Origin of the sequence: Pedobacter kyungheensis, from assembly GCF_000812965.1 — a bacterium.
Lineage (GTDB): Bacteria > Bacteroidota > Bacteroidia > Sphingobacteriales > Sphingobacteriaceae > Pedobacter > Pedobacter kyungheensis.
Genome location: NZ_JSYN01000002.1, coordinates 93,275 through 111,755, shown reverse-complemented (window position 1 = coordinate 111,755; position 18,481 = coordinate 93,275). Strand labels below are relative to the sequence as shown.

Here is an 18,481-nt window from a genome sequence, read left to right as displayed (position 1 = left end):
GTCTAAAAAATTAACGTTCAGTTAAAAAGCCACTCTTTTTAAGGAAATCGGCCCAAACCTGATAGCCTGCCGGAATTAAATGCAAACCATCTTTGGTTAATTCGGCTCTTAAATGCTTATCCTGATCGGTAAAATTCGGGTAGAGATCGATAACCGTTACATTTTTTGAAGCAAATTTCCTGATCTCCTCATTCAGCCACAAAATGTGCTCATCTTTACCGTAATGGTTTTTAAACTTTTCGAAGGCACTGTTTACCGGTAAAAGGGTATTGAAATAGATATGCGTTTTCTTTGAGCCCTTTCTGATTCTGCTGATGATAGTTTTGTAATTCCTTAAAATAATACTGTCGGGAATATTTCGCGAGATATCGTTAATACCAATTAGCACAAAAACTTTGGCAGGTTTACCATCAATTACATCCTGCAAGCGTTCCAGCACCCCAAAAGTAATATCACCCGAAATGCCCCTGTTTTTTGCTTGTGGCAAATCCAATAATTTAGCCCAATCGGTACCAGCTGTAATGCTATTGCCCAGAAAAACAAAATCCTTTTTCGATTTCGGATCAGCTTTAAATTTCGCTACCAGCTCAACATATTTACCCGGGCGATAAGTGCTGTCCCATTTTACTACCTGCGCATGTACCGGTTTGAAATTTAGCAGTACAAGTGCAAAAGCAAAAGCCAGTAACTTGTTTAAAAATGTTCTCATACTAATGATTATAAAAGCCTAAAATACTACTTTGCCTGTACTAAAACATCCGGGTAATCAGAAATAATGCCATCTACATTTAGAGCTTTCAACTTTTGGATATCTGCCAGGGTATTGGCTGTCCACGGAATAATTTTAACCCCATCGGCATGGGCTTTTGTTACCAGCTCTTCGGTAACCATTTGCCACACCGGACTTAAAATAAATGGCTTAAAACCTAAATCGGCAATATTTTCTTCGTAAGTTTTTTTATTGGCTACAAGGAAAGATGTTTTAACCTCAGGATATTTCTGGTGTATAAGCTGAATGGTGCGTTTATCAAACGATTGGATAACGACAAAAGGGGTAATTTTCTTCTTGTTAATCACCTCCATTAAAAGCTTAACAAAAGTTTCGGGATCTGGATTGGTTAACCCATCTCCCTTTTCGCTGCATTTGGTTTCGATATTATAAAAGAACTGTTTGCGTTTATTGGCTTTTATATCGCGCTGAACAGCATCAATTAAATCGCCCAGCAAAGGCAGCTGCGTTTTTTCTTTTTTCTGTTGCGGAAAAAGCCCGTAATATTTACTTCCGATGTCGAATTTCTTAATTTCATCGTAATTCATACTAAAAATCGGATATTTACGCGCATCTGCTTCCGGAATTTCTTTTCCTTCAGGTGTAAGCATAAACGCCGGACTTAAATAATCATCATGCGTTACCACAACTTTCCCATCTTTCGAAATGTGGGTATCCATTTCCAAGGTGGTTATGCCTTCAATCTTCATGGCATTCAGCATTGCCGCGATGGTGTTCTCAGGCATTAAACCACGTCCACCGCGATGCGCTTCTGCACTAAATGCAGGAAATTTAACTTCTTGACCATTCGACTTCACCGCGAATGCAGATAAAAGAATAAAGATTGCTGTTTTTTTAAGTTTCATATCCAAAAAGGGATTTTATAGTGGCGTTGGATGTATAACATTCCGACGCTGTTCATTTAATCTACAAGATAATGGTATCAGGCCTTACCATCTAACACGCTTAATTAAATCTACATTAATTTTTCAATCACTATCAGATGGTAACATCAGATAGCAAACCAAACCGCTTTAAGCATTAATTTCTGCTTCAAATTTTTCGCCAAAGCGATCGGTAGCTACCACTTTCACATTTTTAACTTCGGGGCCAAAATGCGCCATAAATAAATGATTGGTTGCAATAGGTTCTACAAACGGACGTGGATTAGGTAGTTTATCGCCTTTATACAATTTTACGGCTAAAGGATCAAAACCATCCTGTTGCGCCAAGGCACCCATCGCTTTTCCATCTAAAAAGTATTCTACTTTCCATTCCGGATCATAATTCCATACATTGGCAATCAATCTTTTCTGGTTGGTTAGTGTTTCTACATCAATGCTTACCTGTACTTTACGGTCCTGATCAGTTGACTTGTAGTACCACTTTAAATCTGTTCCGCTAACCTCGTAAATACCATAACCACGCGGTGTTCCATCGCCACAAATCGGACCAGTCCACCAACCACCGCAAACGGTACCGTGGTTATGTTCAAAAACACCATCTTTGATAACGTTTTTATTAAAATGGGTATGACCTGACATGATATGCACATTTTTAAAATCTTTAAGCAGGGCATAAAAATCGCCGTTATTCTTTACCGAATTGTGGATTGGAATATGCGTATTGATGATTAACAACGCATCTTTCGGTACAAACATTAAATCTTTGGCTAGCCAATCTAATTGCGTTTGCGAAATAAAACCATCGTAAGTGCGCTCTACACCCAAATAACGTACATCATCTAAAACCACATAATGCGCTTTACCGCGGTTGAATGAATAATAGGTTGGCCCGTAATGTGCCTGAAAAGTGCGGTCAGAAGTTTCATCATCTCCCATACGGTAATCCATATCGTGGTTACCCAGGCACTGAAAAAACGGAATACCCATTTCAACCACAGCCTGGTTATAATCGGCAAAGAGTTCATGGTTATCCCACACAATATCGCCAACCGTAATACCATGCACTGGAATATTACCCATTGCTTTTATTGCCTTCTTAGTATCAGGTACTGAAGTTGCCATCATTTGAGCCACATCTTTTTTACTTTTCACCTGTGGATCGGCCCAAACAATAAAGTTATGCCTGTTATCATCGACCTTCATTTTTTTCAGTTCGAAATTCAACTGGGTATTGGCTTCAGGTTTTTCGTAATATTTAGCCAGAAAGCTATCGGTTGTAAATTCGTAGCCAGCAGGTGTGCTGATCCAGATAAAGCGGGCAAGTTCGTGTACCTCCAAGTTATAAATTCCATTCTTATCGGTTTGCACCACGCTGTATCCGTCAGAGACAACCACATTGGCCACAGCTTTACCTTTGCTGGTAATCTTGCCTGTAATTTTTTTATCGCCTGCTAAAAAAGAAAAAGAATGGCTTTTTAGGCTCACAAATAAAGTTGTAGCCAATAACCCACCTTTTTGTATAAAAGATCTTCTGTTCATGAATAAAGAAAAAATTGGGATGATTTAGGGTTAAAGCACAAAGAAAACCGGAATGGTTTTCTTTGTGCTTTGTTTTATAGTTTATTTAATTCTGGTTGGAGGTATGGTATCTGTTTTTACAGCATTACCTGAACCGTCTACTGTTTGCACATAATGTTCCTGTTCTATAGCAGCAATGGTAGAAGTTTTACTCAGCTGTAAATAGTTTGCAGAGCGGGCCTTAACCCACTTACCTAAGGTAACACTGTATATTCCACCCAATTTATAATAGTAACCCTGATCGGCTACAGCATTAGGGTGGTACGCAAAATTCAATGTGTTTGATCCAGCTCTGTAAAATGGTTGTGGAGCCAAAGTTATCGGGTTAATGACATCGTAAAAATCGGTATTGGCAATACGATAACCTGCTTCTGGTGGGCCAGCCTGATATAACTGACCTCCTGTTGCCACAAATACCACATCAATAGGTTTAGTATTTACATCAACTGTAGTTCCCTGGAAGATGGCAATCCCATAAGCATTACCACTGTTGGCCAGCAAGTTGCTGGTTTTAGTACCAAACCCATCACCATTTGTTGTCGAATAATTAAACGACCTGATCCATTTTGAAGCAGCAATACTGGTAGAGCCGGTACTGTTGATCAATTTATTAGATCCACCCACATAAAAGAACTGCCCTTTCGAAACCGTACCACTGGTGAGGTTAAACTTATAAGTTCTTAAATCGCCCAGTGCCCAACCCGATGTTGGATAAATTTGAGGTGTAGACGCTCCTGCATTATTGGTTGTAACTACAGAAAAAGGTGTGGTCGCGAAATTAATGTCTCTGGTGGCCAAAAACTGAATATATTCGTTGTTCGCATCAGTACCCATCGGATCTGCAATCCAACCGGTGATAATGGCATCAGGAATTTCAATTGTAGAGCTTAAAATGGCTATATCAGCTGCTGTACGCAAACGGTGTTGTGGCTTTAACTGCCCGTTGGCACCAACAGTATTAAAAACAATGCCATAAAAATTGGCGCTGATCGGTAATGTCCTGTCTGCAAAAGTTGCACTGGCCTCGGTATGTAAAGTAATATTATCAAAACCATCGTTAACCATTTTATCGCCTTGTAAAACATCTGTTGGCGCGGGTAGCGGATCGAAACCTCCTTTTACAATAGCGACCAGCGTACTTTCATATTTATCAGGATTGGCCAGAATAAACGAACTTGGTACTTTATTGGGTGGAATAATCAGTTTAGATGCTTTTTTCTCTATTTTATTTGGAGAAATACCGGTAACCTGAAGGATTCCATCCACACGCTTTAATACCCCGCCTTCAATATTAATGGTAACCGAATCGCCGGGAACATATTTAGCTGCATCGGCACCTATCGGAATAGCAATCCCCCTTAGTTCCGATAATCTACGTTTATCTTGCACAATGAGTAAACCAGCAGGCAGGTTTTTACCTGAGTGATCGGAAATTACCACCGCAGCCAGACTTGTAGAGCCAAACATATTATCTGTACTTAAGGTAACATCAGAACCTTTGTAAAGGCTCCTTAAATCAAATATCGGAATATACGAACTGATGGTACCACCTGGATAATTTGATTTTTTACAGCCCAGCCAAAACAACGGAACTGCTAATAAAATTAGACTATAAAATATTATCTTTTTCATTTTAATTGTATTAATGATCCTTAATTATGGTTTTTGCCACCAAACCTGTGTAGAAATCACATCAGCACCTTGCCCAGCTACTGCTTTTTGATAATTGGTTGGGTTTGCAGATTGCACGTAAACCGGATACACCATTCTTGCTGGCATTACACCACCATTTCTTAAACCCGGCCCTTTAGGTAAAACAGGGTGACCGGTTCTTCTGTATTCGAACCATTGTTGCATATCTACTAAAAACAAAGCGTAATATTTCTGAAGATGGATTTGTTCCATTTTTTCGTCAGTTGATAGCGTATTGTTCCAGTCGATATCGGCATTGGTTACATAATCGGTAAATTTAGAAGATGAAATTGTTGTTGGGAACGATGGCACCCAATAGTTAATGGCATTGGCAATACCAGTGTTGTAATAAGTTTCTGCTGAGCCATTAATCCAGCCTTTTACTGCCGCCTCAGCAAGTATAAACTGTAGTTCAGCATAGTTCATTAAAATACCTGTTAATGCCGATTGTTGCAATGATCTGGCAGCAATAGCCACACTCGAGCTCGTTTGATCGTAAGAATAGAAATACGATTCTTTTACCACCCCTGATCCAACAAGATAGCCACTTGGCACACCTTTAAATCCTCCTGTACTTCCTTGCGCAATACCTAATCTGTTAATACCATTATTGGCATAACCATTAGCCGTAGAGATATCAATTCGAGGGTCGGCCCAATCTCTCAAATGATCGATAAAGAAACTTCCGATAGCTGGTGATCTGAAATCCTGCACCCTTATCCCGTTAACATAAGGATTTACAAAAGGATCTGTTCCGGTTAAACCTGTCCATTTTAAAGTGGCAGATTCTGTATTGGCAGTCATAATAGGATAATTAACCGGATTGGTATCTACTATTTCTTTGATTTTAGCAATTACCTGGGCTGAAACTTCGGCTTTGCCCGATACCCTCAACAGTAAACGCAGGTATAAAGAGTTACAGAATTTACGCCATTTGGCAATATCACCGTTAAAAATTGGGTCGCTGGATGGGGTTATCGCTTTTCCTTCAGCCAATAACGTATTGGCTTCTTCCAGTTTCTTAAAAATATCCAGGTAAATATCCTGCTGTTTGTCAAAAACCGGCTCTAAAACACCAGTACTACCTTCATTAGAATGGAAGTAAGGAATATCGCCATAAGTATCTGAGAGCATTGAATATACCCACGATTGGCATACCAATGAAATACCCTGGTATGATTTATTTTCCATTCCAGGCTTTCCGGCCAGTTTGTATACATCTTTAAAATTGGTTAACTGTACATACCAGGCATTCCACAAATAATCAGAATAGGTATTTCTGTATTCATATCTGAAAACCGTACCATCGCCATCACTGATACTTACGGTTACCTGCATCAATTCGTTATTGAAGTTACGGTTACGGATCATACCCGGAGTAAGCGTATTTACCAGTGCCGGTGCAAGCAGCTTATCTGGCGTGGTAGAAAGAATATTGATCGGATCGATATTAACTTCCTGAAAATCTTTATCGCAGGCAGAAAGTGTTGTCATCAAAACACCTAGTACCGCAATACTTTTATATAGATTCTTTTTCATTTTTTTTTTAAAAGATTATATACCAATTGATAAATTGAAACCATAAGTTCTGGTTGAAGGGAACTGACCGATTTCGAAACCGGTAACAATATCAGAACCGCTAAGTGTACCAAACTCAGGATCGAACATTGGCCATGGCGACCAGATGAAAAGGTTACGTCCGTACACTCCGAAAGTTGCCGATGAAAACCCTAATTTTCTTAAAAACTTAGGGTTAAACCTGTAATTTAAAGAAGCTTCCCTGAATTTGATAAAATCGGTACTGAATGTGCTTCCTTCGGCATTATCAGCCCCCATGTGCGAACGGTAATACTCATCAATATCGTAAGCAACTGTAGTATTCGGTACGTAAGAGCCATCAGCCAGTTGAACCACGCCGTTACCAATAATACCATTGTATCTTCCAGGTAAAGTACTGGTTAATTTACCCTGTTCAACCATTTTGTAGTTTAGCAGTGAGTGTGCAACCGCACCAACCTGGGCATCGAATAACACGTTCAGGCTAAAGTTGCGATAGGCGAAATTACTACCGATACTGAATTTATATTTTGGCATGGTATTACCTAAATAAACTACTCCATCTGTAATTTTAGCAAAACCGGTTGCGGCATCGTACACCACATTTCCCTGAGGATCGCGCACATAGCCCCTGCCATACAAATCGCCCATACTTCCACCAACTTTAGCTACAATTTGTCCGCCTGCTACAGGACCGGTACGTAAAATGATCGAGCTGTCAGTTAAAGCTTTAATTACGTTCGAGTTAGAAGCAAAAGTGGCGTTCAGCGTCCATTTAAAGCCGCCTTTAACCGCTATCGGCGTTCCGTTAAGGGCAACCTCAACTCCGGTATTGTTAACCTGACCTGCGTTAATTAAAGCCTGATTGTAACCGGTAGAACGGTCGATGATACGGGTTAAAATCTGATTTTTGGTGTTACCTGCATATACGGCCACATCAAAACCTAATCTGCCTTTAAATAAGCTCACTTCTGTACCCACCTCATAAGTTGTGGTTTTAAGCGGTTTTAAGTTCTCGTTAGGCAAAATGGTTGGGTTAACAAGCGAGCTATCAGGATAGGTACCATTTGCGGCTAACGAATAGGTATATGCTGTTCTGTAAGGTGTAGTACCGCCGCTACCTACCTGCGAAACTGATGCCCGTAATTTGGCAAAGCTTACGAATTTAGGGAGTTTGAAAAACTCTGAAAGTACAAAGCTCGAGCTGATTGAAGGATAGAAAAAACCAACATTATCAGTTCTGGTAGCTGTTGCCAATACACTACTCCAGTCTTTACGGCCGGTAATGTCTACATACAGATAGTTTTTATAATTGGTAGATAATACACCGTAAAAACTGTTAATGCGGTACCTGCTGGTGTCAGGAATAGAAATTAACGGATATAAATTATTGGTTAATTCGTAATCATTAGGAATTTTAAGACCATCGGCACGTAAATCAGATTTATCGTACTTGTTTCTCAACTGACTCCCGCCAAAAGTAGCATTGATGCTAAAATCTTTATTGATTTTTTTATCATAACGCAATAAGAAATCGATGTTGGTCTCCTGTGCATGAATATCCTGCTTACGAATAGATCCCTGAGGTAAACGGCTACCTGCATCATATGGACGCTCCTGCGCACGTTGCTCTGAAGAATAATCGATACTCGATCTCAGTAACAAACTTAGCTCTTTGGTAAACTGATAACTGGCCTGAACGTTTGCCGTTACGTTATTACGTCCGGTTCTGTTAATAAACTCATTAACCACAGCATAAGGATTCTCAGGAAATGAACTAAAAGGATATTTAATTGATAAATTCTCTTTACCATTAACCCAGTAATTTTTAATCCAGTCTAAACTCGCATTCGGCTGCCAGAAAATAAACCAGTACATTAACGATTGGTTACCATAACCTGCACCAGGTAAGTTATCGCTAAAACGGTTACCGTAATTAATTTTGGTCGCGATTTTTAATTTCGAGGTTACATCTGTATTGGTAGATAAGGTAAGCGTAGTACGCTCAATCCCTGTTTTAGGCACAATCCAGGTATTGTTCTGGTTCGTAATTGAAACCCGGGCAGTTGTGTTTTTAAAACGACCATCTAAACTTAAAGAGTTGGTTAAATTTTCACCAGTGGCAAAAAAGTCTCTGATTTCGTTTTTATATGGTACCCATGGTGTTCTGGTTTTTCCTGTTGTTTGTGTAACCGGATCGTACTGAAAAAACATCTGTCCATCAAAACGAGGCCCGTAAGCAGAGCTGGTTCCGCTTGTACTCGCTCCGTCTGCAGTTGTACCATAAGAGTAATAGGCTGCTCCATCTAAACCCTGACCATATTCATACTGCATATCTGGCCAGCGGTTTACCTCTTCAAACGATCCGTTCGATGTAAATTTGATGTTTACTTTTTTATGTTTTGCACTACCCGATTTGGTGGTAATTATAATGGCTCCGTTGGCACCACGCTGGCCGTATAACGCGGCAGCGCCCGGCCCTTTTAATACCGTTACACTTTCAATGTCTTCGGGATTGATATCATTGATAGAACTACCGTAATCTGCAGGCATGTTATCACTACCAGTACCATAAACGCCATCAGAACTGTTTGCCGTTCTTCTACCACCACTGTTGTTAATTACTACTCCATCCAATACAATCAGTGCTTCGTTATCGCCGGTAAGGTTATTTTCCCCCCTTAAAATAATTTTATTTGATCCTGCAGGACCACTGTTCGATCTGATGAGGTTCAAGCCCGCAACTTTACCCGAAAGTGCATCTGTCCAGTTGGTAGATACTGCATCGGTTAACTGTGTACTGTCTATTTTAGTTACGGCATAACCCAGTGCTTTTTCCTGTCTTTTAATACCTAAAGCAGTCACAACCACCTCATTTAGTGAGTTATCGGCAGCTTTAAGCTGAAAACGAAGTTTGGTAATCGTACCGTTAGTTACTTTTACCTGTTGTTTCCTGGCTATCTCGTACGAAATAAACCTGGCTTCAACAGTATAGGTACCGGCAGCCACGTTAAGGTTAAACTCCCCGTTGTTATTGGTTTGTGCCTGCAAATTTAACTCAACCACTTTTATGGTAGCTGCAGGTACCGGTTCATTATTTTCATCTACCACAACACCGGTTAGCTTGCCTGAAACCAAACTTTTTGCTGTAATCACAATACTGCCATTAGCGTTTATTTTATAGCTAAAAGGTAATCCTTTTAAAAGCAGGTCCATTATCTCGTTTACCGGACGCTGTCCGCGAGCCACATAAACCTTCTTTTGGTCGTTTAATTGGGTATTATTGTATGCAATAGTATTTCCACTCAGCTTTTCTATATTTTCAAAAGCTTTTTTTAAGGTAATTCCGTCTGCTTCAAAGAATATTTTCTTATCCGATTGGGCATTTGCATTATTTATAATCAAGAGCATATTAATGGCAATAAAAGCCATCAATACAATCATTTTGGAGTGATACTGATGAATGTTTTTCATCCACCCGGTATTAATTTTCATATCTTTACTAAGTTTTACTTTTTCAAATGAGTTTAAACAGTTTTCCGGGTCCGGAATGTGTCCAGCATTTCGGGCCATTTTAATTTTGTAACCTTTATACCATATCTATTTTCATAATTTATTGTTCATAAATAATTACCTTATTTTCATAGATTTTATATTTTGCGCCTGAGAGTCTGGCGATTACTTCCATCACCTGGTTCACCCCTGTTTTATTGAATTTTGCAGTAAGTTTCATGGCTTTCAGTGTTTCGCTTTTGATCAGTACCTCAACATCATATTCGCGAGCAATTACATCCGCGATCTGGCTAAGGGGCTGGTTGTAAAAAAACAGTTTGTATTCGCGCCAGCTATCAAAATCAGCTGCATTTACAACTTGCCTGGTGGCCTGTCCGTTATCTTTTATAATATTAAGTTGTTGGTTAGGCAAAAGAAACTTAACCGGTTCTGCCTTGCCGTTATTTTTAACAATCACCCCAACTTTACCTGTTTGAACAGTAATACTGATGGTTTTTGCAGATCGGTAGGCATTAATGTTAAATGAGGTACCCAGCACCGTGGTACTCACCTTTCCGGTGTAAACCACAAAGGGCTGCTTATCGCGGTGCTGAACATCAAAAAAAGCTTCGCCCTCCAGGTAAACAATCCTTTTGCCGGTATTAAAATTCTGCGCATAACGGATCTTACTATCTCCATTCAAATAAATATTAGATCCATCAGGCATAGACACCAGCCTTTTTTGTCCTTTTGGGTTATAAATTTCATGGTATGCAACCTGAACCGCGGGTTTAGGGCGAAGCGCATGATAATAGATAACCGGGAGCAGCGATATGATAATTGCAGCTGCAGCTATGCTGATATAGCGACGGTAATTTATTTTCCTAACCACAGCAACTGGTGCAGGTGTACTTTTAGCCAGGTGTTGCTGAATCGCCGCCCAGCTTTTTTGTTTGTTGGCAGGCTTGTGCAGAAACTGATCAGCTGTTTCAAAAGCCTGTAAGGTTTCCCTGAAAATCTGCTGATTCTGCTGACTGCTGTCAACCCAGATCAGCAGATCGGTAAGATCTTCACTGCGGATGGTTTTCTTGCTGTAATCTTCAATTAATTTATAATAGTGTTGGTCCATTTAATTGCTGTTCTACAGGTAAGACAGCATAAACAGCAAGAATACGTAGTGAAAAAAGTTAAGTTATGATTAAGAAAATGTTAACACACGCAAAATGGTAACATCAAGTAAATAAATGGCTTTAAATAGCCGATCTGTCGGTAGCCAGATACCTGAAATTTTTTACAGCCTGGTACAGTAATGTTTCTACAGTCCTTACTGAAATATTCAGTATTTCGGCAATCATATTTTTCTCAAGCAGCTCTATCCGGCTCATTAAAAGTACTTCACGCTGGCGACCGGGCAATAAATGAATTAAGTCCATTATTTCGGTATACGATTCGCGACTGGCCAGCAGATCGTGCGGGTTTAAATAAGTATCGGGGTAGTTTAAGCTATCTTCATGCTCATTTAAGCTCAGTGTATTAAGCTTTACCCTTTGTATTTCGTTAAAAGAAAGATTTTTGGCCGATGCGAAAAGATATTTTTTAATGGATTTAACCTGCAACTCATTCCGCTTGTTCCAAAGTTTCATAAACAAATCAGCAATAAGCTCTTCGGCTTTGTTGTAATCGCGTATATAAATAGAAGTAAACTTACACAAGGCAGGGTAATACCTGTTAAATAAGGTTTCAAGCGCAAGGCTATCTTCACTAATTAACAAAGAAACTAATTCTTCATCACTTTTGCTTATGTATGTATCCTTCATGCTGGCAGCAAAATTAGACTGCCAACATTAGGGAAATATTAAGAAAACTTTGCGTTTAGGTTAGCTATGTATTAATTTGGTTGGATTCGTATTTAAAAACATATTTCTTATACAGCTTATTCAGTGAAAAAATACGCTCCAGAATAATTAATCCCACAACCGGAAAAATTAATAGTTCCAAAATGTTAAACTGGTAAAAGAAAAAAGCAAAAAGTACCATAAGCCTAAAACACTCCAGGTAATATATCCACCGGCGCTGCTCCAGCAATGCACCGATATTGATAAGCGTTAAAAGAATAAAACTTAAAATAGCGGCTTTGTTTACGGTTGTAAGAAAAGCATAATACATGGTAGTAAAAGTTAATAAGCCAACCACGAGAATCAGCTGTACGTTTAAATAGATTTTAAACTGAGGCTTACCGGTAGGTTGTTTTTTATCCTGAAAGTAACGCTTTTCCAGTACCGGTCTGATATTTTGGTCCATCAGGGCCGGGCTGCCAAAAACCGCTTTCCATTTGTCCTTAAAGCCATTTGCCCGGCGATAAGCCTCTCCTATTTCTAAATAATAGTGAAAATGTTGCCACAAAAAGCTATAGCTTTTAATAGGATGTGTTAATCCATATTTTGGAGCTTCCTCTTCAGCCTGAAAAGTCCCGAAAAGTTTATCCCAAAACACAAAAACATCGCCATAATTTTTATCGAGGTATTTCTCGTCAGAAGCATGATGCACGCCATGTAAGGAAGGGGTAATTAATACATTTTCTAACCAGCCAATCTTACCTATGAGCTGGGTATGCGTAAAAAAAGAATACGCCCCGTGAGCCAGCAATATGGTAATAATCATATTGGGATGAAAACCGATTAATGGTAATACGCACCAAAAAACATTTCGGAAAACAGCCTGAATGGTGGTAATCCGTGCCGCTGCCGAAAGATTAAATTCTTCGCTTTGATGATGTACAATGTGTGCTGCCCATAAAAAATTAATTTCGTGCCCCAACCTGTGGTACCAGTACCAAACCAAATCGGTAGAGAGCAGTAATAAAACCCATACATACCAGGCCGTAGAAATATTAAAAATGGCATAATTAGCATATACCCACTGATAAACCTGATAAAAACTGGCAGCAATAAATAAATTCAACAAACGTTCGGCAATACCCACACTAAAATTTGCTACGGTACTTTCATATTTAAAAATCTTTGCCTTTTTTTGGTGTCGGGCAATTTTAAATTCAATAAAAACGAAAATAAAAAACGCAGGAATAGCAAATGCGAGATAGTTTACCGTCATAACAGTTTGAATATTTTTTAAGGTTAACGCTGCAAACTTAATCATATTCTACTAAATACATAGATTTAATAGATTTATTTTATTACATACTGATTACCACTATATCTATTTATAGTTTGCGTTTTTAAATTATTTACAGAACTTCGATCCCATAAATACATACCATGACTACACAGAAAAAAGTTGAGAATAACAATGTATTATCTATTGATATTGGCGGCACAAGTATTAAATCGGTGCTTTTAGATGAAAATGGCAACATGCTTAATGAATATGTAAAAAGCAAAACGCCACCCGAGGCTACGCCTAAGGATATTGTTAACGGCATAGCAGAACTGGTTAAACCTTTTCCAAAAACATACAACCGCATTTCGATTGGTTTTCCGGGTTATATAAAAAATGGCATAGTAAAAACAGCCCCTAACCTGGCCAAAAACAAATGGGAAGATGTTGATCTGGCTCAACGCGTAGCCAACATACTGGGGCATCCGGTGCGTTTGGTTAACGATGCTGATCAGCAAGGTTTAGGCGTAGTAGCCGGTAAAGGCTTTGAAATTGTTTTCACTGTAGGTACAGGATTCGGTACAGCTTTGTTATTTGATGGCGAGTTGTTGCCCCACTTAGAGCTGGCGCACTTTCCTATTAATAAAGAAGAAGATTACGACGATTACATCGGCAATAAAGCCTTCGAAAAAATTGGTGCCGAACGCTGGAATAAAAGGCTTAAAAAAGTAATTGAAACCTATAAGACAGTATTTAATTACGATACATTATACATCGGCGGCGGTAATTCGAAACAAATCGATTTTAAACTCGAAAGCAACATTAAAATTGTAACCAATCGCGACGGCATTAAAGGCGGTGCAAAACTCTGGAAACTGGCCGATAAGTACAATATTTTTACAGTTGAGCCTAAAAAATAATGTGGCATAATTATTAAATCTTTATTACAATCTTTTAACAACAAAATCTGCAATATTAATTTGTAAACCCTATTTTTGGGTGCATTCAAAAAAATAAAAAATGGCAAATAACGATTCGAAAAAATATAAATTGGGAATGATTGGTTTAGGCACCATGGGCCGCAACCTTTTATTAAACATGGCTGATAAAGGCTTCTCGGTAACCGGTTATGATAAAGACACCAAAATGATTGCCAAGCTTGAAGAAGAAGGTAAAGCACATCAATTAGAGGGCTTTAACGATATTGAAAGCTTTATTTCGAGCTTACAAACTCCGCGTACCCTGATTTTATTGGTACCTGCAGGCCCGATTGTAGACAGCGTTATTGCCGAATTGAAACCACTTTTAAGCAAAGGCGATATCATAATCGATAGCGGAAACTCGCATTTTACCGATACCAACCGCCGTGTAGATGAACTGGAAAAAGATGGTTTACATTTCTTTGGCATGGGTATTTCTGGTGGCGAAGAAGGTGCACGTTTCGGTCCGAGTATGATGCCAGGTGGCGATAAACAGGCTTACAACGTAGTTAAAGATGTTTTTGATGCCGTAGCCGCTAAAGTGGGTACCGATCCATGCGTAACCTACATAGGTCCGGGTGCTTCAGGTCACTTTGTTAAAATGGTACACAATGGTATCGAGTATGCCATTATGCAACTTATTGCCGAAGTATATGGCATTCTTAAAAATGGTTTAGGCTACTCGAATGAAGAAATTTACAAAGTTTTCAAAAAATGGAATGAAGGCAGATTGCAGTCATTCTTATTAGAAATCACAGCTGAAATCTTCCTGTTTAAAGATACCGAAACACAAAACGATCTTTTAGATCAGATTAAAGACGAAGCACGTTCAAAAGGAACAGGAAAATGGACCTCCGAAGTTTCTATGGAACTTCAGTTACCGGTACCAACCATTAACGAAGCTGTTTCGAACCGCGATTTATCTAAATTTAAAAAATTAAGGGTATCGCTCGAAGAAGCATTTGGTAAAAAAGATACTAAAATTGAGGTTTCTGTTGATGAATTAGAAGATGCTTTCTATTTCGCCATGATTAGCGCTTATGCTCAAGGCATGCACTTATTGGTACAGGCTTCAAAAGAATACCAGTACGATTTGCAGTTACAGGAAATTGCCAAAATCTGGCGCGGTGGCTGTATCATCAGGGCAACTTTCTTAGCTGATATTTATAAAGCTTACGATAACAATAATGCTTTAGAACACCTTTTTGGTGATGCAGGCATTCAGCAAATCATTAAAGCTACTTTGGCTGGAACACGCAAAACCATATCGGCTTGTATTAACTCAGGCTTAGGTATCCCGGCATTTGCTTCTACACTTACTTATTTCGATACCATTACCACAGGCCGTATGCCTTCTAATTTAATACAGGCACAAAGAGATTTCTTTGGTGCACACACTTTCGAACGTATTGATAAAGAAGGTGTTTTCCACGCTGACTGGAACAAATTATCATAACCGAGTACACTTACGAATAAAGACAAAAAATGAAAACCAAAACCGCATTAAACCCGACCATATTTGTAATATTTGGCGGAACAGGTGATTTGAACAAAAGGAAATTAGCACCTGCCCTATACAATTTATTTATGGAGGGTTACATGCCAGAAAAGTTTGCCATTATTGGTACTGGTAGAACCGAATTTACCGACGACAGCTACAAAGCTGCTTTAGAAGATGCTGTAAACCAATTTTCGCGTAGCGGAAAAGTAAAAAAGGAAAAATGGGATGCTTTTGGAAATACCATCCACTACTGCCCTACCGATTTTGCGCAGCCTAAAACCTTCGAAAACCTGAAAGATGCGGTAGAAAAATACCAGAAAGAATATGGACCAAACACACAGGTAATTTTTTATCTTGCTGTTGCGCCAAACTTCTTCCCGATTATTGCTGAGTGTTTACAAAAATATAAACTTACACAAGACGAAGATAACAGCCGTATCGTAATCGAGAAACCTTTCGGTCACGATCTAGAATCGGCAAAGGAGCTGAATACTTTATTGAGCACCATTTTTACCGAAAAGCAAATCTATCGTATCGACCATTACCTGGGTAAAGAAACCGTACAGAACATGATGGCTTTCCGTTTTGCCAATGCCTTGTTTGAGCCGCTTTGGAACAGGTCTTACATCGACCACGTACAGATTTCGGTAACCGAACAATTGGGCGTGGGCGATCGTGGAGGTTATTACGAAGGTTCTGGTGCTTTGAGAGATATGATCCAGAATCACTTGCTGCAATTGCTTTGTTTGGTTGGAATGGAAGCGCCAATTAATTTTGATGCTGATGAAATCAGAAACCGTAAAGTGGAGGTTTTAAGGGCTATGCGTCCTTTTTCTGCAGAAGATATCCGTTTTCATACCGTTCGTGGCCAATACAGTAAAGGTTGGGTTGAAGGTAAAGAAGTTCCGGGATACCGTCAGGAAAAAGGTGTTGATGCACATTCTAATACCGAAACTTTCGCTGCAGTTAAATTCCATATCGATAACTGGAGATGGCAGGGCATTCCTTTCTATTTAAGAACAGGAAAACGCTTAAACCAAACTTCATCGTTAATTACCATCCAGTTCAGAGATGTACCGCATCAGATTTTCTCATCAGGCGTAACCGAAAACTGGCAGCAAAACCGTTTGGTAATCAGTATTCAGCCAGAAATGAGTATCCGCATGCAAGTACAGGCTAAACGTCCTGGACTGGATATGGTGCTTAACCCGGTTGATATGGTTTTCGATTACAAAGGAACTTACGAAGGCGATACCCCTGAAGCTTACGAGACTTTATTGCTGGATGCCATGATGGGCGATCAAACCCTATTTATGCGCGGCGACCAGGTAGAGGCAGCATGGGAACTGGTAATGCCAATCCTGAACACCTGGGAGAGCAAAAAATCAATCAACTTCCCTAACTACCCTGCCGATAGCTGGGGACCTGAGGAAGCTGAGGCGTTAATTGCTAGAGATGGTTTCCACTGGTTTAACCTGCCATTAAAGAATAAGGATTAAAATTTATCCCGTCATTGCGAGGCACGAAGCAATCTTAATGCTATGGATTTTGAATAGCTAACGTTGTAGGATTGCTTCGTACCTCGCAATGACGATTAACACATAAAAATGAATTTATTGATATACAAAACCCTCGAAGAGTTAAACCAGGATTTAGCCGACTACGTAATCAAAATCGCAGAAATGTCGATCGAAGAAAACGACCGCTTTAACTTTGTTTTAACCGGAGGAAGCTCACCGAAAGCTTTGTACCATTTTTTGGCTACCGAGTGCCAGCACAGAATCGACTGGGAAAAGGTTTATTTCTTTTTTGGCGATGAGCGCAATGTACCAGCCACCGATGATAATTACAACGGATTAATGGCTAAAAAAACGATCTTAGATCCGCTGGGTATTAAAGAAGATCACATTTTTTATGTTGATACTACTTTGGCACCAGAAAAGGCAGCTATAGAATATAAAAAAGCAATTGACAAGCATTTTAACGGCGATGATATTGCTTTCGATCTGATATTGCTGGGTATGGGTGATGATGCACATACCGCTTCTATTTTCCCGCATACCACTTTGGTTAAAGATGAAGAAGTAAATGTAGCTTCGGTATTTGTAGAGAAATTAAATACCTACCGGATCAGTTTTACTGCGCCATTAATTAATAAAGCCGATAATGTAGCCTTTTTGGTTTTTGGAGAGAACAAAGCAGAGGCTTTAAAGCATGTAATTGGCGACGAGCAGAAAGATGTAAACACTTACCCTTCGCAGCTGATTAACCCTATTGAAGGTAAATTAACCTGGTTTACAGACGAGGCAGCTACCAAATTATTAGAAGATTAAATTACCATGTCTGACGAGCAACAATTATCAGACTTTTTAAACGGAAAAACGGAATATACCTTACGGTTATTCCGTTTTTTTATAGCTCAACTGAGCGAATTGGGGCCGATTAACCTACGGCATACCAAATCAATGATTGCCATTGAAAGCCAAAAGAGTTTTGCCTACATTACTCAACTGGGCAAAAATTTTATTCATGTAGTTATTCCATTTAATCAGCCCTTTGCAGATAATCTGTGCTTCACTAAAATAGCTCAGGTGCCTGGCACTAATCAATTTAACCATCATTTAAGAATCTATTTTGAAGCAGATGTAAATGAAGAAGTGAAAGGATTTTTGAAAATGGCGATGATAAGCTAAGTTCTTTTTAGTGCTGTCGGATGTTACCATCCGACAGTTTAACAAAAAATAAATTTCTACCCTTGGTTGGTACACACCAACCAATTAATTCATAAACCCTATAAAAAAAGTGTTTGGTGATTCACCAAACACTCCTAAGTGTCAGCTGGTAACATCTGACACCACGTTAATGAGAAAGCCTTAGTAAACCTTGGTTCGTG

The 18,481-nt window shown here is 39.2% G+C and carries 14 protein-coding genes; 5 read left to right on the top strand and 9 right to left on the bottom strand.

The features are described from left to right. Window positions 1-10: 10 nt before the first annotated feature. The 9 genes from OC25_RS01320 to OC25_RS01280 all read right to left on the bottom strand — a co-directional run bounded on the left by OC25_RS01320 (window position 11) and on the right by OC25_RS01280 (window position 13,149). Complete coding sequence (locus OC25_RS01320) at window positions 11-709, bottom strand: GDSL-type esterase/lipase family protein (RefSeq protein ID WP_039470940.1); 699 nt, start codon at window positions 707-709, stop codon at window positions 11-13. 26 nt (window positions 710-735) lie between these two features. Beyond that, window positions 736-1,635: a glycerophosphodiester phosphodiesterase family protein gene (locus tag OC25_RS01315; RefSeq protein WP_039470938.1), complete on the bottom strand. Its 900-nt coding sequence runs from the start codon at window positions 1,633-1,635 to the stop codon at window positions 736-738. 168 nt (window positions 1,636-1,803) lie between these two features. Then, on the bottom strand, window positions 1,804-3,213 hold the full coding sequence (locus OC25_RS01310; protein ID WP_039470936.1) for a calcineurin-like phosphoesterase C-terminal domain-containing protein: 1,410 nt from the start codon (window positions 3,211-3,213) through the stop codon (window positions 1,804-1,806). Between the two features lie 81 nt (window positions 3,214-3,294). Beyond that, the gene (locus OC25_RS01305) at window positions 3,295-4,884 is read right to left on the bottom strand and encodes a DUF5689 domain-containing protein (RefSeq protein WP_039470934.1); all 1,590 of its coding nucleotides are present in this window, start codon (window positions 4,882-4,884) and stop codon (window positions 3,295-3,297) included. Window positions 4,885-4,908: 24 nt separating this feature from the next. Further along, window positions 4,909-6,483, bottom strand: coding sequence for a SusD/RagB family nutrient-binding outer membrane lipoprotein (locus OC25_RS01300; RefSeq protein ID WP_039470932.1), 1,575 nt, complete (start codon window positions 6,481-6,483; stop codon window positions 4,909-4,911). 15 nt (window positions 6,484-6,498) lie between these two features. Continuing rightward, on the bottom strand, window positions 6,499-9,996 hold the full coding sequence (locus tag OC25_RS01295; RefSeq protein WP_245221844.1) for a SusC/RagA family TonB-linked outer membrane protein: 3,498 nt from the start codon (window positions 9,994-9,996) through the stop codon (window positions 6,499-6,501). A 118-nt stretch (window positions 9,997-10,114) separates the two neighbouring features. After that, window positions 10,115-11,122, bottom strand: coding sequence for a FecR family protein (locus OC25_RS01290; protein WP_039470931.1), 1,008 nt, complete (start codon window positions 11,120-11,122; stop codon window positions 10,115-10,117). A 121-nt stretch (window positions 11,123-11,243) separates the two neighbouring features. Further along, on the bottom strand, window positions 11,244-11,810 hold the full coding sequence (locus tag OC25_RS01285) for an RNA polymerase sigma factor (protein WP_039470928.1): 567 nt from the start codon (window positions 11,808-11,810) through the stop codon (window positions 11,244-11,246). Between the two features lie 64 nt (window positions 11,811-11,874). Next, window positions 11,875-13,149, bottom strand: coding sequence for a sterol desaturase family protein (locus OC25_RS01280; RefSeq protein ID WP_245221842.1), 1,275 nt, complete (start codon window positions 13,147-13,149; stop codon window positions 11,875-11,877). A 119-nt stretch (window positions 13,150-13,268) separates the two neighbouring features. Between OC25_RS01280 and OC25_RS01275 the strand changes: the two genes are divergently transcribed. The 5 genes from OC25_RS01275 to OC25_RS01255 all read left to right on the top strand — a co-directional run bounded on the left by OC25_RS01275 (window position 13,269) and on the right by OC25_RS01255 (window position 18,281). Next, entirely contained in the window at window positions 13,269-14,027 is a 759-nt protein-coding gene (locus OC25_RS01275) for an ROK family protein (RefSeq protein WP_039470926.1), read from the top strand. A 100-nt stretch (window positions 14,028-14,127) separates the two neighbouring features. Beyond that, window positions 14,128-15,543, top strand: coding sequence for an NADP-dependent phosphogluconate dehydrogenase (gndA, locus tag OC25_RS01270; RefSeq protein WP_039470924.1), 1,416 nt, complete (start codon window positions 14,128-14,130; stop codon window positions 15,541-15,543). 29 nt (window positions 15,544-15,572) lie between these two features. After that, a complete protein-coding gene (gene zwf / locus OC25_RS01265; RefSeq protein ID WP_039470922.1) occupies window positions 15,573-17,087 on the top strand; it encodes a glucose-6-phosphate dehydrogenase in 1,515 nt (504 codons plus the stop codon). 108 nt (window positions 17,088-17,195) lie between these two features. Continuing rightward, window positions 17,196-17,921, top strand: coding sequence for a 6-phosphogluconolactonase (gene pgl / locus OC25_RS01260; RefSeq protein ID WP_039470920.1), 726 nt, complete (start codon window positions 17,196-17,198; stop codon window positions 17,919-17,921). Window positions 17,922-17,927: 6 nt separating this feature from the next. Next, window positions 17,928-18,281 carry a DUF5655 domain-containing protein gene (locus OC25_RS01255; protein ID WP_039470918.1) on the top strand — a complete coding sequence of 118 codons (354 nt, stop codon included), beginning with the start codon at window positions 17,928-17,930 and terminating at the stop codon, window positions 18,279-18,281. The last annotated feature ends 200 nt before the right edge of the window (window positions 18,282-18,481 follow it).